We start from the raw sequence: 21,155 nt of genomic DNA, 5'->3' as shown, positions 1-21,155 counted from the left end.
GTTCTCTGGAGGTCGCAGGAACGGCCGGGCACGGGCCCGGCCGCGGCCGGCGGGCGCCGGCGCTCCCGCAGAGCCTCCCCCACGGCTGCCGATCTCGCGCGTCGAGCCGATCGTCACCACGGTCGTGCCGCACCAGGGAGTGACGGCTGCCGGACAGTGCCCTTCGACGGCCCGACCGCCGCGCAAGATCCGCGGAACGCGCGGAACCGCACCGGCGGGTGCGGACACTCCTGCGTGTGGAGGGCCTCGACGACACCCCCCTGTGGGAGCGCAGCCTCACCGGAGACGGTGAGGCCTTCGCGCTGCTCTTCGACCGCCACCAAGCACGGGTCCACCGCCACGCCCACCGGCTGACCGCGGACGCCCACGACGCGGAGGACCTCACGGCGGGGGCGTTCCTGGAGCTGTGGCGCCGCCGCCGGGACGCCCGCGTCGTCTCGGGGTCGCTGCTGCCGTGGCTGCTCGTCACCACCACCAACCTGGCGCGCAACCACGCCCGCGGGCTGCGACGCCACCGCGCCTTCCTGGCACGCCTGCCGCGCACCGAGGCCGTGGTGGACGACCACGCCAGCTCCCGCGTGGACGAGCGGTGGTCGAACGCCCTGGCGCGCCTGTCCGCCGCAGACCTGCGGTTGGTGGCGCTGGTGGTGCTGGAGGACCAGCCGCTGGCCGACGCGGCGTCGGTGCTGGGCCTGACGCCCCAGGCCGCGAAGTCCCGGATGCACCGGGCGCGGCTGCGGCTGCGCGCAGCGATGAGCGAGCCGGACGAGGGACCACCCGGCGCCGGCCCTGCCGCGCGGGAGAGCGACCCGTCCCGGACGACAGGAGGACGACGTTGAGCGGACCCACCCTCGACCCGCGGTTCGCCCGCGCCCTGCGCGGTGCTCTCGTCGAGCGCGTGCGCGCTGGCGCCCGACCTGGCCGCCACCGCTGGCGCCGACCGGCGGTGACGGGGCTCGGCGTGCTGGTGGTGGCAGCGGCCGGTGCCGGGGTGGCCGGTGCGAGCGGGTGGTCACCCCTGCAGTCGTCCTGGCTGCCGGGGGCTCCTCGCGACGCCGCCCTCGGCCCGGTGCTCCAGAGCACGCGCACCGGCTCCGCCAGCATCCCCACCGACGACGCGCCCACCGGTGCGACCAGCGTCGAGGTGACCGTCTCCTGCCTCGACGCGGGCACCCTCCAGTGGCCCGACGGGTCGTCGAGCACCTGCGACGGAGCCCTCGGCGGTCCCAGCCCGATCGGCGTCCTGGACCTCCCGCCGGACGGGGCACCGCTGGTGTTCACCGCCCCCGCCGGCATGCGGTGGGGGCTGTCCATGACCTACGTCCACCGCGAGCAGACCGACTGGGCGGTCAACGCCCGCGGGGAGACGTACGGCACGCAGAAGGAGGACGGCGCTCGACCCGACCTGCTGGCCGCGGTCGCCACCAACGGCGTCCAGGGCTACTTCCGCACGAGCGAGTTCGATGCGGCGCACGGGACGGGCCCCACCTCGCCCGAGGACGCCGCCGCTTGGTACGCGCGCCCCGTCGTCGTCGTGGAGATCCCCGTCTACGCCTCCGACGGGACCACGGTCCTGGGCCAGTTCGACGTCCCGACCAACGCACCGGGGGCCGTCGGGGTGGCCCGGGCCGACCGCGGCCCGCGGGCGGTGAGCACAGTGGTCCCGTGACCAGCAGCCCGCACGACGAGGACCGGCCGGACGAGGGGGACGTCGACCTCGATGACGAGAGCGCCTGAGCGGCCGGCGGAGCGCTCGGCGTCAGCCGAGGGACTCGTCCCACCACGCCGAGTACGGCCACGGCCGGGGCGTCACCGCGGGACTCCCCGGGCGCAGGTCTGCCAGGCGGTCGCGCCGGCGCTCACGCGCGCGCACCAGCACCGGGAGCAGGCGCTCGGCCAGCCACTCGGCCACCGTCGTGGCGCGCGGCCGTCCCCCGGCGAGGGCGCACACCGGGCACGCCGGCACGGCGCACGGGCCCACCGCGGGTAGCACCGAGGCCTCCAGACGACCGTGCTCAGGCATGTGACCGCTCCTTCCGTGCGCTCGGTCCGGCAGGCGGACCACCCGGTCGCGCCGGCATCCGCCCCGCACCAGCCTGCAGCCTGGAGATCACGTCCCTCCACCCCTTTTCTGCGCCCTGTCCGTCGACGGGCCCGGTCCCCTACGGTCGGCTCGTGCTGCTGGCCCACCTCAGCGACCCCCACCTGCCCTCCGGTGCGCTGGCCGCCGGCCCCGCCCGCGCGCTGCACACGGCGCTGGGGAGGACGGCGGCGCTCGACGTCGACGCGGTGGTCGTCACCGGGGACCTCGTCGATCGCGGCACGCCGCAGGAGTACGCGGTGCTGCGGGAGGTCCTCGACGACGCCGCCCGCTCGATGCGCGCCCCCGTGCTGCTGGCGGCGGGCAACCACGACGACGCCGACGCGCTCGTGGCGGCGTTCGGGGGTACACCGCACCTCGGCGGAGGTGCGTCGACGCGCTACGCCGTGGACCTGCCCGGTGCGCGGCTGCTGGTGCTCGACTCCGCCGTGCGCGGGCAGGGCGCGGGCCGGCTGGGAGCGGAGCAGCTGACCTGGCTGCGGGCCGAGCTCGCCGCCCACCCGGACACCCCGGCGCTGCTCGCGCTGCACCACCCGCCCACCCCGGTGGGCGTCCCGTTCCTCGACGGGATGGGGCTGGAGGACGCCGGCGCGCTCGCCGTCGTGGTCGCCGAGCACCGGCAGGTGGTGCGCGTCCTGGCCGGCCACGTGCACCGGTCGACCACCGCCGCCTTCGCCGGTACGGTCGCGGTGACCGCGCCCAGCACGTGGCGCCAGAGCGCCCTCGACCTCACGGTCCCGGGGCGCATGGGGTACCTCGACGAGCCGTCGGGGCTGCTGCTGCACCAGCTCGACGAACGCACCGGCGGCCTGTGCGTGACGCACGCGGTGCCCGTCGAGGCCGCAGCTCCGCTGTTCCCGGTACCGCGCTGACCGGGCAGCGTCACAGCTGCGGGGCTCAGCCTCGGTCAGCGAGCTCCTCCTGCCACATCACCGGACCGTCCTGCCGTCCGCGGCCGGTGATGTGTCGCGCACGGGCTTGATCGTCGCGGGGCCGGGGCGGCCGGGGGTGGAGGGTCACGGCCGCCCCGCGAGCGCCAGGGCCTCGTCGCACCAGCGCACCAGGTGCGCCAGGGCCAGACCGCGCTGCTGGTAGAGGTGGTGGGCGTCCGCGGGCCGGTGGTAGGCGGCGTGCTCCGCCGCCCCGGCGCTGCCGAGCAGCAGGGGCAGCAGCCACGCGTACTTCACGCACGAGGCGAGCACCCCCAGCCGCACCTCGTCGGCGCTCCCGCGCCACCCGGCCTCCCGCAGCCCCGCCAGGTACGCGGCCACGCACGCCTGCTCCAGCTCCTCGAACCCCTCGGCCGGCCAGAAGAGGTCGAAGACGGCGTCGGGCACGTGGTTGCCGACGTCCTCCCCCACCGCCCCGTCACCGGCGAACGCCCAGTCGAGCAGCACCACCTCGCCGCTGGGCCTGCGGATCTCGTTGGCCACCCACACGTCCAGGTGGCACCGCGTGCGGGGCAGCTGCTCCGCCACGCGGAGCAGCTGCTCGCGCGCGGCCAGCAGCCGGCGCCACCCCGCCCGCAGGGACGGCGGCCAGGTGTCGCGGACCAGCGGCTGGCGCCAGGCGTCGTCGTCGTCGACCAGGTCCCAGGGCACGCGCTTGCTCTCGGAGTACTCCCGCAGGAAGCCCCGCGACGCCCAGGGCGCCTCCAGCGGGCCCTGCGCCTGCCAGCGGCCGAGCCCTGCGGCGAGCGCGGCGTGGTCGGCCAGGTCGAAGCGCTCCCCGGGGGTGCCCTCGACGTCCTCCATCCACAGCACCGCGCCCCCGTCGAGCTCCTCCACGGAGCACGAGGGCAGGTCGAGCCCGGTGCCGCGCAGGCTGGCGCGCAGCGCGGGGTCCCGGTGGACGTCGGCCTCGCGCCGCCAGGAGTTCCAGTGCCGGGGGTCGTCCGAGGCGGCCCACAGCCCCGGTGACCGCGACGACGACGAGGTCGCCGGAGCACGCAGCTGCTTGCGCACGAGCGTGCGCCCGTCGGCCAGGACGACGCGCTCCACCGAGGCGGTCACCTCGTTGAGGGGGTTGTGCCGGAGCTCCTCGCGCTGGACGGTGTCCGCGCCGTGGTCCACGGGACCATCGTGGACCAGGGCGCACGGCCGCCGGCGTCTACCCTTTTCGGGGGACGCCTGCGGCCTGGTGATCAAGGCAGGGTCGTCCGACGCCGAAGCGAGGGCGTGTCCAGAACCTCCCTGCGGGCCCTCGCCGAGCGGCCCCGGCGCCACACCGCGGTGGTCGCGTGGTGCTACGTGCTGGGGAGCCTCGTCACCGGTCTGTCCACCGTCCCCGCCCTCACCGGGTGGACCAGCGAGCCGGAGCTGGCGATCGGCACCTGGGTGCTCTCCGTGGCCGGCCTCGTGACCGGGCTCGTGGCGCTGGGCCGCCGACGGCTGCGCCCGCGGGTGCTGGACGCGATGGTGGTCCTCGCCGCGGTCGTGGTGGCGGTCGCCGTGCTGCTCGCACCGGACCGGGAGACCGCCCTCGTGCTGGCCGGCGCCTGCACCCTGACCTCCATCGACTGCGCCTTCACCTCGGGCCGCCGCGTCGGCGTGAGCCGGGCGGCGGTGCTGCTGGTGCCGGTCGTCGCCGCCCTCACCTGGCAGGGCGTGGCGGTCACCGCTGCGGCGGCGCTGGTGTGCTTGCAGCTCGGCGTCGTCCTGCTGGTCAGCCACATGGTCCGCCAGGCTCCGCAGCGCGCGGTCGACCTGCTGACGGGGATGCCGGACCGGCGCGCCTTCGACGCGGCCCTGGAGGTCGCGGTGCTTCGGGCCGTGCGCCACCAGACACCGCTGTCGGTGGTGCTCCTCGACGTCGACGGCTTCGGCGCCCTCAACGAGGCCGACGGCCACGAGAACGGGGACCGGGTGCTGGTGCGCCTCGCCGCCGACCTCGACGCGGCACTGCGGGCGGAGCCGCGGCACGGCCGAGGTGCGCTGCTGGCGCGGCTGGGCGGTGATGACTTCGCCGTCGTCGTGCCGGACTGCGACGGGGCCGCGGCGCAGGAGCTGGCACGGCGGCTGGTGGCGGCGGCCGCACCGCTCAGCATCTGCGCGGGCACGGCCCTGCGAGAGCCCGGTGAGGAGGCCGCCCCCCTCCAGCGGCGCGCCGCAGCCGCTCTCAGCCGCGCCAAGTCGATGGGCAGGGGCCTCGTGGAGCACTCCCCGGCCACGGACCGGGAGCTGGTGCGCGACCTGGTCGACGCCATCGCCTCCGACCGCCTGCAGGTGGTGCTCCAGCCCGTGGTGGACCCCGCCGACGGGCAGCTCATGGGTGTCGAGGCGCTGGCCCGGTGGCACCACCCCCGACGCGGCGCCGTCCCGCCGGACGTGTTCGTGCACCTGGCCGAGACCCACGGGCTGGTGGTGGAGATGGGCCGCGCTCTCCTGCGGCGCGCCATCGCGGAGGCCACCTCCCTGCGGGACGCCGTGGGACGGGACCTGCTGCTCACCGTCAACGCCTCCGGACTCGAGCTGGTCCACCCCGACTTCGTGCCCCAGGTGGTGGAGGTGCTCGCCGCCACCCACTGGTCACCGCGCCACCTCGTGGTCGAGGTGACCGAGAGCCTCGTGGAAGCGGACTCCCCCGAGGCGCGCGAGGCCCTGGAGGACCTGCGCTGGTGCGGCATCGGCGTGGCCATCGACGACTTCGGCACCGGCTACTCCTCCCTGAGCCGCATGGACGAGCTGCCCGCCGACTACCTCAAGCTCGACTCGGGGTTCATCGCCGAGATCTCCGAGAGCCCACGGCGCCGGGCCCTGCTGCGCGGTCTGGTGGCCATGAGCCGGGAGATCGGGCTCGTGGTGATCGCCGAAGGCATCGAGACCTCGGACCAGGCGCTGCTGGTCAGCGAGGTGGGCTGCCCTCTCGCCCAGGGCTTCCACTTCCACCGCCCGGCACCGGCCGCCGACCTGGTGCGCCGCTTCCAGGCGCCCACCCTCGCCCCCGCCGCCGCCCCCGACACCGCCCGGGCCGACGCCGGGACGGGCACCGCCTGACGCAGGAGGACGCCTCGCGGCGCCGGCGCTCACTCGCCGGTGGAGCCGTCGACCGCCTCGCGCAGCAGGTCGGCGTGGCCCGCGTGCCGGGCGTACTCCTCCACCAGGTGCACCAGCACGTAGCGCACCGACACCCGCTCACCGCGGCGCTCGAGCGCGCTGAGCCGCCCGAGGTCGTCCAGCGGCAGGTCGGTGCGAGACCGCTGCACGGCGGAGCGCCAGAGACCGCGCAGCGCGGCGGGGTCGTCGGTGGCGGCCGAGTGCCAGTCCCAGTCGGGGTCGTCGTCCCACGGGGCCTCGTCCCACGGTGGGGCCGGCGGGCTGCCGAGCAGCACGTGGCCGACCCACTGGTCCTCCACGTAGGCCAGGTGCTTGAGCATCCCTCCCAGCGTCATCGACGACGGCGGGTGCACCGCCGCGAGCTGCTCGGCGCTGAGGCCGTCGGTCTTCAGCGCGACGGTGTCGCGCAGGAAGTCGAGGAAGCCGACCAGGGTGGTCGCCTCGTCGGCGGCCACGGGCGGGTCGGTGCGGGGGTCGTCCACGCACGGGACCGTACCGAGCGCTCCCCAGGCGTCAGCCGTCCAGGCGCTGCAGCAGCCTGGCCCGTTCCGCGGCGGGCAGCTCGGTCACGTCGCGCAGCAGGGGCAGCAGCTCGGGGCTCGTCGTCGTCGCGGCGAACGCGGTCCGCACGTCCACGCCGTGGGCGGGCCGGGAGAGCACGCGCACCGCGTCCCCGGCGCAGACGTGCCCGTCGCGCAGCACGCGCAGGTAGGCGCCCGGCGTGCGCGCCTCGGTGAAGCGCGGCACCCACCGCTGCTGCCCCAGCCACACCGCGAACGTCACGCACGGGATGCGCGGGGCGCTGACCTGCAGCAGCGCCGTCCCCACCTCCCACACCTCGCCGACCACCGCGCCGTTGACGTCCACACCCACCGTGGTGAGGTTCTCCCCGAACGTCCCGCCGGGCAGGTCCCGCCCCAGCTCGCGGCCCCAGGCGTCGAGGTCCTCGCGGGCGTAGGCGTAGACGGCCTGGTCGTCACCGCCGTGGTGGGCGGTGTCGCTGATGTGGTCCCCGGCCAGGCCGCTGGCGCCGGTGCGCCCGGCCAGCTTCGGGCCGGGCGCGCGCACGGCCACCGGCCCCTCCACGGGGCGCTTGTCGATGCCGGTGGTCCCGCCCTTGGCGGCGATGGGCCGCTCCTGCCCGACGTTGACCGAGAGCACCCGGCCGCCGTCGTCGTCCTGGCCGCTCACCGGTAGAGCCCCTCGGCGTAGCTGGGGCCGTAGTGGGCCTGGAGGTCCTCCAGCGGGGTGTCCTTGCGCTCGAGGGCCCGGGCGATGTGGGCCCGGCTCGGCACGCCGCCGGCGACGGACGACGTGCCGCCGTCCCAGGTGGCGGTGTCCCACAGCGACGACCGCAGGAACGCCTTGGAGCAGTGGTGGAACACCTCCTCCACCTCGATGACCACCGCCAGCAGCGGCCGGTGCCCCTTGACCACCATCGCGTCGAAGAACGGCGCGTCGCGCACCAGGGTGGCGCGGCCGTTGACCCGCAGGGTGTCGCTGCGCCCGGGCAGCAGCGAGATGAGCCCGGCGTGGGGGTTGGCCAGCACGTTGAGGAACCCGTCCACGCGGCGGTTGCCAGGCCGCTCGGGGACGACGACGGTCCGGTCGTCCAGGACGTGCACGAAGCCGGGCGGGTCCCCCTTGGGCGAGACGTCGCAGCGCCCGTCGGCGCCCGCGGTGGCCAGCAGGCAGAAGGGGGACGCGGAGAGCCAGGCCCTGTCGAGGTCGTGGAGGTGGTCGCGCTGCTTGGCGACGGCGGCGGGCGCGGGCTCGCCGACCAGCTCCCGCAGCTCCGCCTCGCCGGTGATGACCTCGCCCCAGTCCCTCAGTCCCACCCGCGCAGTCTCGTCCGCCGCGGGGCACGGGGTCCAGCAGGTTCCCGGCGCCGTGGTGGGCTGGGCGCGTGACCGTCTACGTGGTGAGCCACCCCGAGGTGCAGGTGGACCCGAGCGTCCCGGTGCCGCGGTGGGGCCTGTCGGCCGCCGGCCGTGAGCGCCTGGTGCACCTGCTGGCGCTGCCGTGGGCCGGCGCGCTGACGCGCGTGGTGAGCTCCGCGGAGACGAAGGCCGTGCAGACGGCCCGGGCGCTCGCCGAGCCGCTGGGCCTGGACGTCGTCACCGACGAGGCGCTCGGGGAGAACGACAGGTCGGCCACCGGGTACGTGCCGCCGCAGGAGTTCGAGCAGCTGGCCGACGCGTTCTTCGCGCACCCGACCGCCAGCGTGCGCGGGTGGGAGACCGCAGAGCACGCCCAGTCACGCTTCGTCACCGCGGTGCGGCGGCAGCTGGACGGCGTGGACGGGGACGTCGCCGTCGTCGCCCACGGGGGTGTGGGGACCCTGATGCTCTGCCACCTGCTCGGCGTGCCCGTCTCGCGGGAGCTCGACCAGCCCGGGCAGGGCAGCTGGTACGCGTTCGAGCAGGTCAGCGGCGCAGTCCACCACGGCTGGCACCGCATCGAGCCAGCGGGGCCGCCCCAGCGGTAGATGACAGGAGGCCGACAGGTGGCTGCCAGTCGTCTGGAGAGCGTCCGGAACGCCAGCAGAACCGGCTGCGGAGCGTGATGCTAGACCCGTGGACAGACACGACGCCTTCTCCCTGGACCTGCACGCCGTCGAGCCCGGCCTCATTCCGCAGCCGCGCAGCCACAAGGACGGCCTGATCTGGCCGGCCTGCGAGTGCGCGGGCTGCTTCGACGAGGGCGGCTCGTCCTGGGCCACCATCACCCAGACCACCCGGGTCACGGCCACCGCTCAGCGCTGACCCCGGTGCCGGCGTCCCGTCAGAGGGCGCCGGTGAGGAACTGGGCCTGGCCGCCGCCGAACGACCAGTCGGCGGCCCCGTTCTCGGTGATGGTGACGACGAGGTCATCCGCCCGCACGCCGCACCGCTCCTCCAGCCGCTGCGCGAGCAGCTGGTAGAGCTCCACCTTCTTCTCCTCGGTGCGCTCGCGGCTGGTCACCCGCACCACGACGAGGCCGGCGGTGCGGGAGATGCCCAGGCCGGTGTCGAGCGCCACCAGCTCGAACGGCTCGTGCTGGGTGAGCACCTGGTACCTGTCGGTCTCGGGGACCTCGAAGGCGTCGACGACGGCGGACTGCACCACGTCGAGCAGCTCTCTGAGCTGCTGCTCGGAACGACCACGGACGACGTCGACGGCGAGCAGGGGCATGGTGGTGCGACCTCCGGTGGAGCGGGCGGTGGGCGCGCCGGGTGGGGCCGCCCCACGTAGCGTCGCACCGTGAGGATCACCGTGCTCGACGACTACCAGCGGGCGGCGCGCGCACGCGCCGACTGGACGGCGCTGCCGGACGGCGTCGAGGTGGAGTTCGTGCACCAGCACCTCACCGGTGCGGCGCTGCGCGGGGCGCTGGCCGGGTCGGAGGTGGTGGTGGCGATGCGGGAGCGCACCGCGTTCGACGCCGAGCTGCTCGCCGGCCTGCCCGACCTGCGCCTGCTCGTGACGACGGCGATGGCGAACGCCGCCATCGACCTGGACGCCGCCCGCGCCCGCGGCGTCGTCGTCTGCGGCACCCGCATGGTGGTGCCGGGGACCGCGGAGATGACGTGGGCGCTGCTGCTGGCGCTGGTCAAGCAGGTTCCCCGGCTCGACGCGGGCGTGCGCGCCGGGGCGTGGCAGCAGAGGCTGGAGCGGCCGTCGGGGATCGGGGGCGACCTGGCCGGGAAGGTGCTGGGCGTCATCGGGCTGGGCAAGCTCGGGCAGCGGGTGGCGCGGGTGGCTCAGGCCTTCGACATGGAGGTGCTCGCGTGGTCGCAGCACCTCGACCACGACCTCGCCCGGCAGCTGGGCGTGGAGCCGACCACCAAGGACGACCTGCTGGCGCGCGCCGACGCCGTGACGCTGCACCTGGTGCTGTCGCGGCGCTCCCGCGGCGTGGTCGGTGAGCGGGAGCTGGCGCTGATGAAGCCCGGGGCGCTGCTGGTGAACACCTCGCGCGGGCCCCTGGTCGACGAGGCCGCGCTGCTGGCAGCGCTGCGGTCCGGGCACCTCGGCGGCGCCGGGCTGGACGTCTACGACGTCGAGCCGCTGCCGGAGGACCACCCGCTGCGCACCGCACCGCGCACCGTGCTGACGCCGCACGTCGGGTACGTCACGGAGGACACGTACGCGGCGTTCTACGAGGACGCGGTGGAGGACGTCGCGGCGTGGCTGGCCGGGTCACCGGTGCGCGTGCTCACCTGACGCGAACAGGACCCGTCCGCCCGCAGGAGGATCCGCTGCGGTACCGGACGGTCCACGATGGACCGGTGAGCCCGACGACCGATGGTCCACGACCACGTCAGACCCGCTGGTGGTCGCCGCTGCTGGTCGTGCACGCGGCCCTCGTCGTCGTCGTGGTGGTCAGGGCCCTCCTGGTGGCGGCCGGCATCCCGGCTCCCGACCTGCCCAGCCCGGTGTGGAGCGGGCTGGACGCAGTGCTGCTGCTGCTCGGGGCCCCGTGGTGGGCGCTGGTCGTGCCCGTGGCGCTGGCGCTCCCGCTCCCCGAGGTGGCTGCGCAGGGACTGGCGACCGGAGCCCCCGTGCTGGTCAACCTGCTCCTGCACGCCGTGCTGCTGCGGGCCGTGCGCCGTCACGAGAGCCGGGTCGAGCGGATGCGGCCAGGCGCCGGGTCCCCCGCCACTGCGGTGCGTCCAGCCAGCCGGTCGACCCAGACCGGGCTGGCCGCACTGGCGGGAGGGCTCGTGTGGGCGGTGTGGCTGGGATGGGACCGGACCGCCTCCTACGACGTCGTGACCGGCGCCGTGCAGTCGCCCTACGTGACGCTCCAGGTCGTGGGGTGCGCCCTTTCCGTCGGGGTGCTGACCGGCGTGCTCGCGACTCGCTGGTCGCCGGTCGCGGTCGCCGCGGGGGTGTCAGCCGGGTTCCTCGTCTGCTGGACGGTGCTGGCCGCCGCTGTCGACGACTCGGGGCTCTACCTCGTCGGTGCCCTGCTGCTGGCGGTCGGGCTCGCCGCGGGGACGTCCCTGTCCGCCGCCGTCGGCCGCCTTGTCTGGAAGGTCAGGCAGCACCGGCCGGTGTCGTGACGAACGTGCAGGTCAGCACGGGTTGTCGGTGGTGGGTGATCAGGTGTGGGCATGGGTCAGGGGCCGGTCTCGCTGCTGGAGGAGCGCATCGCTGCGCACCTGTGGTGGCGCGCGGTGGCCCACCCCGACGGCTACGAGCTCGCCCCTGACACCCAGGTGCTGCACCTGGAAGAGGAGGACGGGGGCGACGACGAGCCAGCCCCGCCCGAGGCCGCAGCAGAGCCGGAGGCTGGCGCCTCGCAGGCCGGGGAGCATTCGCGGGTGCTGCTGCCAGAGGCGTGCCTGGTCGGGGTGCGCGACGAGGTGGCGCTGCTGTGGGCGGCGCGCGCTCCCGGGGTCGGGCTGGTGGCGGCGGTGGAGGAGCTCTGGGCCGACCTGACGGTCGACCTCGAGGCGGCGTGCCGCTCCACCGACAGCACCGACACCACCGACAGCACCGACACCACCGTCTGCGTCGGGGTCTCGGACGCTGAGCTGGTCGAGGCTGTCGCGGCGTGCGAACGCCAGATCGCGGCACTGGCCGCGCGCCGTGACCAGATAGCGGGGGTGTTCGCCTCCCGACGCCAGGCCGAGGCCGAGGCCGACGTCGCTGATGCTCGCGCTGCCACCGCCGCCGATGGCACGGGCCGCCCGTGGGCCACCCGGGTGCGCTCGACTGCTGCCTCGGAGCTGTGCGCCCGGCTCGGCATCGGGTCGACGGCGTCTGAGGTGTTGGTCGAGCGGGGTCTGGCAGCGGTGGGGGCTCACCGGGACGTGGCTTCGGCGATGGCTGCCGGGGCCCTACCCGCAGGGGCCGGGAGCTGGCTGTTGGAGCAGCTGTCAGCGGTGCGCACCACCTCCTACCTGAGCGCGCTGGAGCGTGAGAGCGCTACCCGCGAGCGGGCGCTGGAGGCGCAGCGTGCCACCGAGGACGCCGCCCGCGCCCAGGCCGGGCTGGTGCCGCCGACGCGGGAGGAGGTGCGGGCTCGGGCCGCTGCCGATCGGGCGCAGGTCGACGCCGAGGCGGAGGCAGCGGCGGCCGCCCACGCCGAGCAGGTCGCTGCGGCGGTGCGCCGGGAGCTGCTGGGCAAGGCCACCGGCACCGCGGCCTGGACCACTGACGGCACCGGTAGCGGCAGCTCGGTCTCGGACGGCTCCTGTTCGGACGGCTCCTGTTCGGACGGCTCCTGTTCGGACGGCTCTCCCTCTGAGGGGTCTGGATCTGAGGGGTCTGGATCTGAGGGGTCTGGATCTGAGGGGTCCGGATCTGAGGGGTCCGCGCAGACGGGTCCGACGTCGCGTCCCACCGCCGGGGCGGGGCTGGGCCCGAACCGGCGGGCGTGGACCAAGCGCCTGACCACCGCGGTGTCCCGCGCTGACGGCCCCGCCGCCCAGCGGCGCGCGGTCAAGGCCCGCGCGGCGTGCTCCACCTCCCGCTGGTCCGAACCGGACGGGCAGGCGGCGCTGCAGCTGCGCGGACCCGCCGAGGACATCGCGGTGATCACCGCGGCGATGGACGCCCGCGCCCGACGCCGCCAGCAGGAGGCCCGCGCCGCTGAACGTGCCGCCGCCCGCGAGCAGGGCCGTCCCTTCGACCGGGGCGCGGTGGGCTCCCTGGACGCTCACCGCATCGCGGCGCTGGTGGAGTGGGCGAGCGCAGCACTCGAGGTCGCCGGCACCTCCGGGGTGTGCGGGACGTGGTACCCGATCGCCCGCACCGCCGCCTCCAGGCCGGTGGTGCACCTGGTGCTGCCGTGGACGGTGGCCGCCGGGGTCTCCACGATCGGGGCGCAGCTGGCCGGGTACGGGCCCATCGGTGCGGTGGCGGCGTTGCGGATCGCCGCGGACGGGTTGTGGCGGCGGGTGCTGGCTGACCCGGTGTGCGGGGCGGCGGTGGCAGTGGAGGAGGGCGCGTGGCGCCCCTCGACGGCGTTGGCGCGGTTGGTGGGGCTGCGGTGGTGGTCTTCGACGATGCCGTCCTCGACCCGTCCGGTGGGGTTGGACCACGGTCCCGCCGGTGGTGGGGGCGGTGGTGGTGGTGCTGGGGGTGGGCAGATCGACCACGTCCAGGCCTATGACAGTGGCGGGGCGACGGAGGCGACGAACCTGCAGCTGCTGGCGCAGGTGGAGCACCTGCTCAAGCAGGCCGGGGAGCACGCCCGTCCCGGGCACGGCTGGAGCGTGGCGGTGGCGCGGACCGCTGCGCAGCCAGGGCCGGGGGACGCGGTGGTGTGGACCGCGCCGACCGGGCACACCTACCGCGTCAGCCCCCAGGTGCTGCTGGACCCCGACGACGGCCCCGACGACGGTCCTGGTGACGGGCCCAGCGATGGTCCTGAGGGTGGGGGTGAGCTGCCGGGGTGGGTGCACCGGTTGCTGGCTGATGTCCTGCCCGCGTGGGTGGGCTGGCCACCGGATGGTCGCCCAGATCCTCCCGGTGGGCCGGCGGGGGTGGCGTGGTCGACGGACTGGACCCGTGCGGCCTTCACCGACGCACCACCGCAGCCGCGCCCAGGTGCTGACGGTGACCCCGGCGACGGGGAGGAGCCGTGCCTGTTCGACGACCTCCCCGCCGCCTGATGCTGGCCGCCCCTGCTCCCCAGGGTCAGCGCTGGGGGTACCGCGCCAGCTCCCGGCGGAGCTCGGCAGCAGCACGGGCGAGCTCGCTGGGCGAGAGGTGCAGCTCCACGCACCGCCAGTCGTGAGCGCGTTCGGGGAACGGAGGTGGTGCCCACTCCGCTCCGAGCCCCACGAGCAGCCGCACCGCGGGGCCCTCGCCCTCGGCCACCCCGAGCGACAGGCACGGTTCGACGAAGACCTTCCAGCCGTGCTCGTCCAGCTCGTCCCACCAGAACGGGACGTCCTCGTCGGGCTCGTCGGGCTCGTCGGGCTCGTCGGGCTCGTCGGGCGCGCCGTCGTCCGCGAAGGTCCACGGGGGGACGAACGGCACCTCACCCCGCGCTGCGCCGTCCAGCCAGTCGGCCGCCTCGGCGACCTCCCACGTGGTCAGCCCGGGGTCGCGGAACGACCACGTCCGGCCGGCGCTGGTCCGGACCCGCCCAGCGATGACGAGCCAGTTGGCGTCCCAGTCATCGCCACCCGGGTCGGCGTCGCGCTCGGGGAACTGGTACCCCGCGACGCTCAGCTGGACCGACGTCCCGTCCCTTCCGACGAGCAGCACAGCACCAGCCTCCCAGCACGCCGTCTGCGTGGTGCGCGGACCACGTGAGCGACTCGTGCACGACCTTCACCGCCCGGTCCCGCGCCGATCGCCTGCCAGCAGGTCCTCGGCCCGGTCGCAGCGATGCTGTGACCGCCGGGCAGGGCGTCGTGCTCGGTGTGCGGCTCGTCCTGCTGTCGGTGGGGCTGCACCGGTCCACCCCTCACCTCCACGCCACGTCCACGCCCTTGCCGTCGCCGTCGCCGTCGCCGTCGCCGTCGCGGCGCAGCAGCGCTGAACGGGTGGGCGGCGCGCTCCCCCGGTGCTCCCCTCCCGCGCTCGTGCCGATGTCGATCACAGGACCGCACCCCGCGGCCCCCGAGGACGACGACGAGGAGCCCCTTCGATGCACCGCACCCTGCGCTGGGCCGCCGCGACGGCTGCCACCGGAGTGGTCCTCGTGGTCGCCGCGCACAGCGCCGGTGCCGCTGCCGGGACGTCGTCGCCCGAGCCGTCGTGCGAGCTGGTGCGCCAGCAGGCGCGCGCTCTCGCTGACCGCTACGAGCTGGCCTCCTCGCAGGCGTCCACCTACGCCCAGTCCGTCATGCGGTCGTCGGAGCTGACCGGACAGCGCGCGACACCGGAGCAGACCGCGGAGATCGTCCGCCTGCGACAGGTCGCGGAGGAACGCATCTTCCTGCTCGACGCACACGCCCTCGGCTCCCCGAGGTGCTTCGCCGCCGACGACGTCGAGATGGCACGCCGGTCCGTCCAGCAGCTGGCCCTCGAACTCGCCGGGGTGTGACGCCGGGCATGCAGAGCCCGACCGGCGGCACCGCGCGTCAGGCGCCGGCCGCGGCCTTGAGCGCCGCGGCGCGGTCGGTGGTCTCCCACGTGAAGCCCGGCAGCTCACGACCGAAGTGCCCGTAGGCGGCGGTCTTCGCGTAGACGGGGCGCAGCAGGTCGAGGTCGCGCACGATCGCGGCGGGGCGCAGGTCGAAGACCTCCTTGATGGCCGCGGTCAGCCGGCCCAGGTCCACGGTCTCGGTGCCGAAGCACTCCACGTACAGGCCCACCGGGTGCGACGCGCCGATGGCGTACGCCACCTGCACCTCGCAGCGCCGCGCCAGACCCGCCGCGACCACGTTCTTGGCCACCCAGCGCATGGCGTACGCCGCGGACCGGTCGACCTTGGACGGGTCCTTCCCAGAGAACGCACCACCGCCGTGGCGGGCCATGCCGCCGTAGGTGTCCACGATGATCTTGCGGCCGGTGAGGCCGGCGTCACCCATGGGCCCGCCGATCTCGAAGCGGCCCGTGGGGTTGACCAGCAGGCGGTGCCCGGAGGTGTCGAGGTCGACCCCCTCCAGCACCGGCGCCACCACCTCGGAGCGGATCTGCTCGGCCAGCTCGGCGAGGTCCACCTGCGGGGCGTGCTGCGTGGACAGGACCACGGTGTCGAGGGAGACCGCGCGGTCGCCGTCGTACCCGATGGTCACCTGGGTCTTGCCGTCGGGACGCAGGTGCGGCAGCACCCCGTCCTTGCGCACGGCGGTGAGCTGCTCGGACAGGCGGTGCGCCAGGTAGATCGGCAGCGGCATGAGCTCGGGGGTGTCGTCGCAGGCGTACCCGAACATCAGGCCCTGGTCGCCGGCGCCCTGCGCGTCGAGCGGGTCGTCCGAGACGAGCGTCCCGGAGCGCTGCTCCCAGGAGGAGTCGACGCCCTGCGCGATGTCCGTGGACTGCGCCCCGATGGAGACCGAGACGCCGCAGGAGCGGCCGTCGAAGCCCTTCTCAGAGGAGTCGTACCCGATGCCCAGGATCGTCTCGCGCACGATCTGCGGGATCTCGACGTACCCCTTGGTGCGCACCTCACCGGCGATGTGCACCTGCCCGGTGGTGACCATGGTCTCCACCGCGACGCGGCTGGTCGGGTCCTGGTCGAGCATCGCGTCGAGGATCCGGTCGCTGATCTGGTCGCAGATCTTGTCCGGGTGCCCCTCGGTCACCGACTCGGAGGTGAACAGGCGCAGGTCCGCAGCAGCGGCCATCAGGAGTCTCCCGGGTTCTCGACGTGCACGAGCTGCGCGACAGCGTCCCAGACGGCGTCGGCGATGCGCTCCTTGGGCGCGGGCCCCACGGCCCGCTCGGTGCCGTCGGCACCGATGATGACGACGGTGTTGTCGGCGGTGCCGAACGCGCGTCCCCCGCCGACCTCGTTGACCACGAGCAGGTCGGCGCCCTTGCGCCGGGCCTTCGCGCGGCCGTGCTCGAGCACCGACCCCGCGGCGTCTCCGGTCTCGGCGGCGAAGCCGACCAGCACGGTGGCGGCCGCGACCCGCCCCTCGCGGCGCGCGGCCACCAGTCCGGCCAGCACGTCGGGGTTGCGGACCAGCTCGACGACCGGGACGGACTCGCCGTCGTCGTCCTTCTTGATCTTCGACTCGGACGGCGCAGCGGGACGGAAGTCGGCCACCGCCGCCGCCATGACCACCGCGTCGGCGCCGGCTCGGGCAGCGGTGAGCACCGCGTCGCGCAGCTGCAGCGCCGTGCTCACCGGCACCACGTGCGCCCCCGCGGGGTCGGGCACCTCGGTGTGCGCTCGCACGTACGTCACGCGCGCGCCCCGGGCCAGCGCCCGCGCGGCGAGCGCCGCGCCCTGCCGCCCCGAGGAGGCGTTGCCGAGGAAGCGCACCGGGTCGAGCGGCTCGCGCGTCCCCCCCGCCGAGACCACCACGTGCCGTCCGGCGAGGTCGGCGCCGGCGCGCTCGGCGCCGTCGTCGTCCTGGTCGGCCGCGGAGGAGGACGACGACGACGCGGGGCCCGCGCCGGCAGCCGGGCCCTGCAGCAGCGCCATCGCGGCCGCGTGGATGCGCTCGGGCTCGGGCAGGCGGCCCGGCCCGGTGTCGGCGCCCGTGAGGCGCCCGCTGTCAGGGTCGAGCACGTGGATGCCGCGCTCGCGCAGCAGCGCGGTGTTCGCCACCACCGCCGGGTGCTGCCACATCTCGGTGTGCATGGCCGGGGCCAGCAGCACCGGGCAGCGCGCGGTGAGCAGGACGTTGGTGAGCAGGTCGTCGGCGAGGCCGTGCGCGGCGCGGCCGAGCAGGTCCGCGGTGGCCGGGGCCACCACCACGAGGTCGGCCTCGCGACCCAGCCGCACGTGCGGCACCTCGTGGACGTCGTCCCAGACGCCGGTGGCCACCGGCTGGCCCGACAGCGCCGCCCACGTCGGCTCCCCGACGAACCGCAGGGCGGCCTCGGTGGGGACCACGCGCACGGACGCGCCGCCCTCGGTGAACAGGCGCAGCAGCAGCGCCGCCTTGTAGGCGGCGATGCCACCGCCGACACCGAGGACGACGCGCGGCGCGGTCATCGCGAGGAGCTGGAGGGACGTGGGCCGGGAGGTCGGCTCAGAAGCCGCGCGCGTCGTCCGCGGGGGCCGCGAACGGGTCGGACGGCGCGACGGCGGCGGCCTCGGCGGCCGCCTCCTCCGGGCTGACGGGGCGGATGGTGAGCAGGCCGGCGTCGATCTCGCGCAGCGCCACGCTCAGCGGCTTCTCCTGCACGTGGGTCTCCACGAGCGGGCCGACGTACTCCAGCAGGCCCTCGCCGAGCTGGGAGTAGTAGGCGTTGATCTGGCGCGCGCGCTTGGCGGCGTAGATGACCAGCCCGTACTTGGAGCCGTCAGCGGCCTCGAGGAGGTCGTCGATGGGCGGGTTGGTGATGCCCTCGGGGGCAGCGGCGGTGCCGGACACGGGTGTCCTTCCAGATCGGTGGAGGCTGGTCGAGCGCGGTGCGGGTCAGACGGTCACCGACGGGTGAGCGGACCCAGACCCATCCATGATACGAGCTCGTCAGCAGCTCGGCTGACGTCGTCGTTGACGATGGTGGTGTCGAACTCCCCCTCGGCGGCGAGTTCCACCCGTGCGGTCGAGAGCCGGCGCTCCCGCTCCTCGGGTCCCTCGGTGCCGCGCCCGACGAGCCGGCGCTCGAGCTCCTCCCAGCTGGGAGGGGCCAGGAACACGAAGTGCGCGTCGGGCATGACGGCCTTCACCTGGCGGGCGCCCTGCAGGTCGATCTCCAGCAGCACCGGGGTGCCGGCGGCGAGGGCCTGCTCCACCGGCCCGCGGGGGGTGCCGTAGCGGTGGCGGCCGTGGACCACGGCCCACTCCAGCATCTGCCCCCGGTCCACGAGCGCGTCGAAGTCCGCCTCGGAGGTGAACAGGTAGTGCACGCCGTCGACCTCACCCGGGCGGGGTGCGCGGGTGGTCGCCGAGACCGACAGCCACACCTGCGGGTAGCGCGCGCGGACGTCGGCGGCCACGGTGCCCTTGCCGACAGCCGTCGGCCCGGCCAGGACGACCAGCCGCTGGGGCGTCGTCCGGGCCGGGCCGGTGGTCTGCTGCGAGCTCAGCGGCCGAAGCGGTCGATGAGGGCGCTGATCTGGTTGGCGCCCAGACCGCGCACACGACGGGTCTCGGAGATGCCGATCTCCTCCATGACCTTCTGGGCGCGGACCTTGCCGACGCCCGGAAGGGCCTCCAGGAGGGCGGAGACCTTCATCTTGCCCACGACGTCGTTCTCCTGGCCCTCGCGGATCACGTCGCCGAGGTCACCCTGGGAGTGCTTGAGGCGGTTCTTCACCTCCGCACGCTCACGGCGGGCGGCGGCGGCCTTCTCCAGGGCTGCAGCACGCTGCTCGGGGGTCAGGTTCGGGAGCGGCACGGACAGTCACCTCTGAACGTCGTCGGGAAAAGGGGCCTGGTCAGTCATGCACGTGGCGTTCACGTCGCGATCGGCGGTCTCACCCCGGGGGCTCGGCGCCGACCCTGGTGCGAAACCTAGCCACGTCACCTGGTCAGAGCAACGCCGGGGGGTCACTCTTCGTGACGCAGAGCGGCCCGGCAGGCGTCGGCAGACCGTACAGCGGCCTCCTGGAGGGCCAGCACCGAGGGTCCCGCCCCGAGCACCTCCCGGCTGGAGGAGGCCAGGACGGCGCGGCGCGCGGACCCGAACACCCGGGCCAGGTCGGCCGGCCCCGCGCCCTGCGCCCCGATGCCGGGGGCGAGCAGCGGACCGTGCACGGCCGCGAGGTCCACGTCCAGGCGGGAGGCGGCGTCACCGGTGGTGGCGCCGACCACCAGGCCCACGGACCCGAGCGCCGCACCGGCGCTGCGAGCTGCGGCGTTGCGCTGCGCGGCGGCGCGCGCGACGGCGGCCGCCACGGCCGTCCCACCGGCGTCGCGGGCGTGCTGCACGGAGGCGCCCTCGGGGTTGGAGGTCAGCGCCAGCACGAAGACGCCGCGGCCGGTGGCCTCGGCCACGGCGAGGAGCGGGTCGAGCGAGCCGAAGCCGAGGAACGGCGACGCCGTCACGGCGTCTCCGGCCAGCGGGGAGCCCTCCCCGGCGAACGCGTCGGCGTAGGCCGCCATGGTCGAGCCGATGTCGCCGCGCTTGGCGTCCACCACGCACAGCACGCCGGCGGCGCGCGCGTCGGCCACCACCTGCTCCAGGACGGCGACGCCGCGGCTGCCGTGCCGCTCGAAGAACGCCGCCTGCGGCTTGATCGCGGCGCACGAGCCCGCCACGGCCTCCACGACGGCCCGGGAGAAGCTCTCCAGGCCCAGGACGTCGTCGGACAGCCCCCAGGCGCCCAGGAGGGCCGGAGAGGGGTCGATGCCCACGCACAGGGGCCCGTGCGCGTCCATCGCGGCCGCCAGCCGCTGCCCGAACGGCGCGGTCGGCGCGGGGGTCTGCTGGCTCATCAGGTGCTCCTCGTGGTGCCGCGGCCGGGCTCGTGGGCGATGCCGACCACGTCGGCCAGGCGCTCGACCCCGCGGCGGGCCAGCTCGCCCTCCAGCTCGCGGGCCACGCGGGCCGGCGCCGAGGGGTCGGCGAACGTCGCCGTCCCCACCTGCACGGCGCAGGCCCCGGCGGCGATGAGCTGCAGCGCGTCGGCGCCGCTGGCGACACCGCCGGCGCCCACCACGGGCACGTCGGGCAGCACCCCGGCGCGCTGGGCGGCGGTGAGCTGCCAGACGCAGCGGACGGCGATGGGCCGGATGGCCGGGCCGGACGTGCCGCCGGTGACGCCCGCGAGCTGCGGACGCAGCGTCACCGGGTCGACCACCATGCCGAGGGTGGTGTTGATGGCCGTCAGGCCCGTCGCACCACCCTCCGTGCAGGCCAGGGCCACCGCCACCAGGTCGGTGACGTCGGGGCTGAGCTTGGCGAGCACCGGCAGGTCCGGGCGCGGTGAGGCGCTAACAGCCCCGCTGACGGCCTCCAGCACGGCGCGTGAGGCGCCGGGGTCGCACGCGAACACCAGGCCGCGGTTGGCGACGTTGGGGCAGGAGATGTTGACCTCGACCGCCCCCACCGGGCTCTCGGGGCCCAGGGCGGCCAGGCGCCCGGCCAGCTCGCCGAACTCGTCGGCGTCACCCCCGGCGATCGAGACGACCACGCGCGCACCGGCCCGGGCTAGCACCGGCAGGTCGTGCTCGAGGAAGGCGTCGATGCCCGGGCCCTGCAGGCCGATGCTGTTGAGCATCCCCGAGGGCGTCTCGGCCATGCGCGGTGTGGCGCGGCCGGAACGGGCGTCCCGCAGCACCGACTTGGTGACGACGGCGCCGAGGGCCGACAGGTCCAGGTAGGGCGCCAGCTCCGCCCCGGCGGCGGCGCACCCGGAGGCCGTCATCGTCGGCGCCGGCAGGTGGAAGGAGCCGATGGACGTGGAGAGGTCCACGCTCGTCGTCGTGGTCGTCCCAGTGGTCGCCTGAGCGGTCGTCTCAGCGGTCGTCTCAGCGGTCATC

The 21,155-nt window shown here is 75.3% G+C and carries 25 protein-coding genes; 10 read left to right on the top strand and 15 right to left on the bottom strand.

Translation table 11 applies throughout. From position 1 onward, the window contains the following. The first annotated feature begins 236 nt into the window (after nucleotides 1-236). Both H7K62_RS09930 and H7K62_RS09925 read left to right on the top strand, forming a co-directional pair. A complete protein-coding gene (locus H7K62_RS09930; RefSeq protein ID WP_186717765.1) occupies nucleotides 237-839 on the top strand; it encodes an RNA polymerase sigma factor in 603 nt (200 codons plus the stop codon). Continuing rightward, nucleotides 836-1,669 carry a hypothetical protein gene (locus tag H7K62_RS09925; RefSeq protein WP_186717764.1) on the top strand — a complete coding sequence of 278 codons (834 nt, stop codon included), beginning with the start codon at nucleotides 836-838 and terminating at the stop codon, nucleotides 1,667-1,669. The genes H7K62_RS09930 and H7K62_RS09925 overlap by 4 nt, the downstream gene beginning before the upstream one ends. Nucleotides 1,670-1,759: 90 nt before the next feature. Here the strand turns inward: H7K62_RS09925 and H7K62_RS09920 are convergent, their stop codons facing one another. Continuing rightward, on the bottom strand, nucleotides 1,760-2,023 hold the full coding sequence (locus H7K62_RS09920) for a hypothetical protein (RefSeq protein ID WP_186717763.1): 264 nt from the start codon (nucleotides 2,021-2,023) through the stop codon (nucleotides 1,760-1,762). 152 nt (nucleotides 2,024-2,175) lie between these two features. Between H7K62_RS09920 and H7K62_RS09915 the strand changes: the two genes are divergently transcribed. After that, the gene (locus H7K62_RS09915; RefSeq protein WP_186717762.1) at nucleotides 2,176-2,973 is read left to right on the top strand and encodes a phosphodiesterase; all 798 of its coding nucleotides are present in this window, start codon (nucleotides 2,176-2,178) and stop codon (nucleotides 2,971-2,973) included. Between the two features lie 144 nt (nucleotides 2,974-3,117). Here the strand turns inward: H7K62_RS09915 and H7K62_RS09910 are convergent, their stop codons facing one another. Next, a complete protein-coding gene (locus H7K62_RS09910) occupies nucleotides 3,118-4,173 on the bottom strand; it encodes an aminoglycoside phosphotransferase family protein (RefSeq protein ID WP_186717761.1) in 1,056 nt (351 codons plus the stop codon). Between the two features lie 105 nt (nucleotides 4,174-4,278). On the opposite strand from H7K62_RS09910, the gene H7K62_RS09905 reads away from it, so the two are divergent. After that, on the top strand, nucleotides 4,279-6,096 hold the full coding sequence (locus H7K62_RS09905; RefSeq protein WP_186717760.1) for a bifunctional diguanylate cyclase/phosphodiesterase: 1,818 nt from the start codon (nucleotides 4,279-4,281) through the stop codon (nucleotides 6,094-6,096). Nucleotides 6,097-6,125: 29 nt separating this feature from the next. Here the strand turns inward: H7K62_RS09905 and H7K62_RS09900 are convergent, their stop codons facing one another. Genes H7K62_RS09900 through H7K62_RS09890 form a run of 3 tightly spaced genes read right to left on the bottom strand, consistent with a single transcriptional unit; the run spans nucleotide 6,126 to nucleotide 7,994 of the window. Further along, the gene (locus H7K62_RS09900) at nucleotides 6,126-6,638 is read right to left on the bottom strand and encodes a DinB family protein (RefSeq protein WP_186717759.1); all 513 of its coding nucleotides are present in this window, start codon (nucleotides 6,636-6,638) and stop codon (nucleotides 6,126-6,128) included. Between the two features lie 31 nt (nucleotides 6,639-6,669). Continuing rightward, complete coding sequence (locus H7K62_RS09895; protein ID WP_370591699.1) at nucleotides 6,670-7,347, bottom strand: MOSC domain-containing protein; 678 nt, start codon at nucleotides 7,345-7,347, stop codon at nucleotides 6,670-6,672. Next, entirely contained in the window at nucleotides 7,344-7,994 is a 651-nt protein-coding gene (locus H7K62_RS09890) for a pyridoxamine 5'-phosphate oxidase family protein (protein WP_222437337.1), read from the bottom strand. Before H7K62_RS09890 ends, H7K62_RS09895 begins: the two co-directional genes overlap by 4 nt. Nucleotides 7,995-8,062: 68 nt before the next feature. On the opposite strand from H7K62_RS09890, the gene H7K62_RS09885 reads away from it, so the two are divergent. Both H7K62_RS09885 and H7K62_RS09880 read left to right on the top strand, forming a co-directional pair. After that, nucleotides 8,063-8,644: a histidine phosphatase family protein gene (locus H7K62_RS09885; protein ID WP_186717758.1), complete on the top strand. Its 582-nt coding sequence runs from the start codon at nucleotides 8,063-8,065 to the stop codon at nucleotides 8,642-8,644. Nucleotides 8,645-8,732: 88 nt separating this feature from the next. After that, nucleotides 8,733-8,921 (top strand): hypothetical protein, encoded by a 189-nt coding sequence (locus H7K62_RS09880; RefSeq protein ID WP_186717757.1) that lies wholly within the window; start codon nucleotides 8,733-8,735, stop codon nucleotides 8,919-8,921. A 19-nt stretch (nucleotides 8,922-8,940) separates the two neighbouring features. On the opposite strand, the gene H7K62_RS09875 is transcribed toward H7K62_RS09880, so the two are convergent. Further along, nucleotides 8,941-9,330, bottom strand: coding sequence for a tautomerase family protein (locus tag H7K62_RS09875; protein WP_186717756.1), 390 nt, complete (start codon nucleotides 9,328-9,330; stop codon nucleotides 8,941-8,943). Between the two features lie 69 nt (nucleotides 9,331-9,399). Here H7K62_RS09875 and H7K62_RS09870 point away from each other — a divergent pair, with 69 nt between their 5' ends. The 3 genes from H7K62_RS09870 to H7K62_RS09860 all read left to right on the top strand — a co-directional run bounded on the left by H7K62_RS09870 (nucleotide 9,400) and on the right by H7K62_RS09860 (nucleotide 13,763). Continuing rightward, on the top strand, nucleotides 9,400-10,362 hold the full coding sequence (locus tag H7K62_RS09870) for a D-2-hydroxyacid dehydrogenase family protein (RefSeq protein WP_186717755.1): 963 nt from the start codon (nucleotides 9,400-9,402) through the stop codon (nucleotides 10,360-10,362). A gap of 65 nt (nucleotides 10,363-10,427) precedes the next feature. After that, nucleotides 10,428-11,204 carry a hypothetical protein gene (locus tag H7K62_RS09865; RefSeq protein ID WP_186717754.1) on the top strand — a complete coding sequence of 259 codons (777 nt, stop codon included), beginning with the start codon at nucleotides 10,428-10,430 and terminating at the stop codon, nucleotides 11,202-11,204. A 51-nt stretch (nucleotides 11,205-11,255) separates the two neighbouring features. Next, nucleotides 11,256-13,763 carry a hypothetical protein gene (locus H7K62_RS09860; RefSeq protein WP_186717753.1) on the top strand — a complete coding sequence of 836 codons (2,508 nt, stop codon included), beginning with the start codon at nucleotides 11,256-11,258 and terminating at the stop codon, nucleotides 13,761-13,763. Between the two features lie 25 nt (nucleotides 13,764-13,788). On the opposite strand, the gene H7K62_RS09855 is transcribed toward H7K62_RS09860, so the two are convergent. Beyond that, a complete protein-coding gene (locus H7K62_RS09855) occupies nucleotides 13,789-14,364 on the bottom strand; it encodes a WapI family immunity protein (RefSeq protein WP_186717752.1) in 576 nt (191 codons plus the stop codon). Nucleotides 14,365-14,566: 202 nt separating this feature from the next. Continuing rightward, entirely contained in the window at nucleotides 14,567-14,701 is a 135-nt protein-coding gene (locus tag H7K62_RS22365) for a hypothetical protein (RefSeq protein WP_255479954.1), read from the bottom strand. A gap of 48 nt (nucleotides 14,702-14,749) precedes the next feature. On the opposite strand from H7K62_RS22365, the gene H7K62_RS09850 reads away from it, so the two are divergent. After that, the gene (locus H7K62_RS09850; protein ID WP_186717751.1) at nucleotides 14,750-15,148 is read left to right on the top strand and encodes a hypothetical protein; all 399 of its coding nucleotides are present in this window, start codon (nucleotides 14,750-14,752) and stop codon (nucleotides 15,146-15,148) included. Between the two features lie 37 nt (nucleotides 15,149-15,185). On the opposite strand, the gene metK is transcribed toward H7K62_RS09850, so the two are convergent. The 7 genes from metK to H7K62_RS09815 all read right to left on the bottom strand — a co-directional run bounded on the left by metK (nucleotide 15,186) and on the right by H7K62_RS09815 (nucleotide 21,154). Beyond that, nucleotides 15,186-16,394 (bottom strand): methionine adenosyltransferase, encoded by a 1,209-nt coding sequence (gene metK / locus H7K62_RS09845; RefSeq protein WP_186717750.1) that lies wholly within the window; start codon nucleotides 16,392-16,394, stop codon nucleotides 15,186-15,188. After that, entirely contained in the window at nucleotides 16,394-17,716 is a 1,323-nt protein-coding gene (locus H7K62_RS09840; RefSeq protein WP_186717749.1) for a bifunctional phosphopantothenoylcysteine decarboxylase/phosphopantothenate synthase, read from the bottom strand. The genes metK and H7K62_RS09840 overlap by 1 nt, the downstream gene beginning before the upstream one ends. 37 nt (nucleotides 17,717-17,753) lie before the next feature. Further along, the gene (gene rpoZ, locus H7K62_RS09835; RefSeq protein ID WP_370591698.1) at nucleotides 17,754-18,098 is read right to left on the bottom strand and encodes a DNA-directed RNA polymerase subunit omega; all 345 of its coding nucleotides are present in this window, start codon (nucleotides 18,096-18,098) and stop codon (nucleotides 17,754-17,756) included. 53 nt (nucleotides 18,099-18,151) lie between these two features. After that, complete coding sequence (gene gmk / locus H7K62_RS09830; RefSeq protein ID WP_186717985.1) at nucleotides 18,152-18,757, bottom strand: guanylate kinase; 606 nt, start codon at nucleotides 18,755-18,757, stop codon at nucleotides 18,152-18,154. Beyond that, nucleotides 18,754-19,068 (bottom strand): integration host factor, actinobacterial type, encoded by a 315-nt coding sequence (mihF, locus tag H7K62_RS09825; protein ID WP_109776206.1) that lies wholly within the window; start codon nucleotides 19,066-19,068, stop codon nucleotides 18,754-18,756. The genes gmk and mihF overlap by 4 nt, the downstream gene beginning before the upstream one ends. Before the next feature lie 152 nt (nucleotides 19,069-19,220). Further along, nucleotides 19,221-20,108 carry an orotidine-5'-phosphate decarboxylase gene (gene pyrF / locus H7K62_RS09820; RefSeq protein ID WP_186717748.1) on the bottom strand — a complete coding sequence of 296 codons (888 nt, stop codon included), beginning with the start codon at nucleotides 20,106-20,108 and terminating at the stop codon, nucleotides 19,221-19,223. Then, complete coding sequence (locus H7K62_RS09815) at nucleotides 20,108-21,154, bottom strand: dihydroorotate dehydrogenase (RefSeq protein WP_186717747.1); 1,047 nt, start codon at nucleotides 21,152-21,154, stop codon at nucleotides 20,108-20,110. The genes pyrF and H7K62_RS09815 overlap by 1 nt, the downstream gene beginning before the upstream one ends. Between the last annotated feature and the right edge of the window lies 1 nt (nucleotide 21,155).

The organism is Quadrisphaera sp. RL12-1S (assembly GCF_014270065.1).
GTDB lineage: Bacteria > Actinomycetota > Actinomycetes > Actinomycetales > Quadrisphaeraceae > Quadrisphaera.
The sequence above is the reverse complement of the archived record's forward strand: the minus strand, read 5'-3'. Positions and strand labels throughout refer to the sequence as shown.

Excerpts from the sequence above, each read along its gene's own strand:
- pyrF (WP_186717748.1), bottom strand. The coding sequence starts at position 20,108 with ATGAGCCAGCAGACCCCCGCGCCGACCGCGCCGTTCGGGCAGCGGCTG.
- H7K62_RS09850 (WP_186717751.1), top strand. The coding sequence starts at position 14,750 with ATGCACCGCACCCTGCGCTGGGCCGCCGCGACGGCTGCCACCGGAGTG.
- H7K62_RS09840 (WP_186717749.1), bottom strand. The coding sequence starts at position 17,716 with ATGACCGCGCCGCGCGTCGTCCTCGGTGTCGGCGGTGGCATCGCCGCC.
- metK (WP_186717750.1), bottom strand. The coding sequence starts at position 16,394 with ATGGCCGCTGCTGCGGACCTGCGCCTGTTCACCTCCGAGTCGGTGACC.
- H7K62_RS09860 (WP_186717753.1), top strand. The coding sequence starts at position 11,256 with ATGGGTCAGGGGCCGGTCTCGCTGCTGGAGGAGCGCATCGCTGCGCAC.
- H7K62_RS09875 (WP_186717756.1), bottom strand. The coding sequence starts at position 9,330 with ATGCCCCTGCTCGCCGTCGACGTCGTCCGTGGTCGTTCCGAGCAGCAG.
- H7K62_RS09920 (WP_186717763.1), bottom strand. The coding sequence starts at position 2,023 with ATGCCTGAGCACGGTCGTCTGGAGGCCTCGGTGCTACCCGCGGTGGGC.
- H7K62_RS09815 (WP_186717747.1), bottom strand. The coding sequence starts at position 21,154 with ATGACCGCTGAGACGACCGCTGAGACGACCGCTCAGGCGACCACTGGG.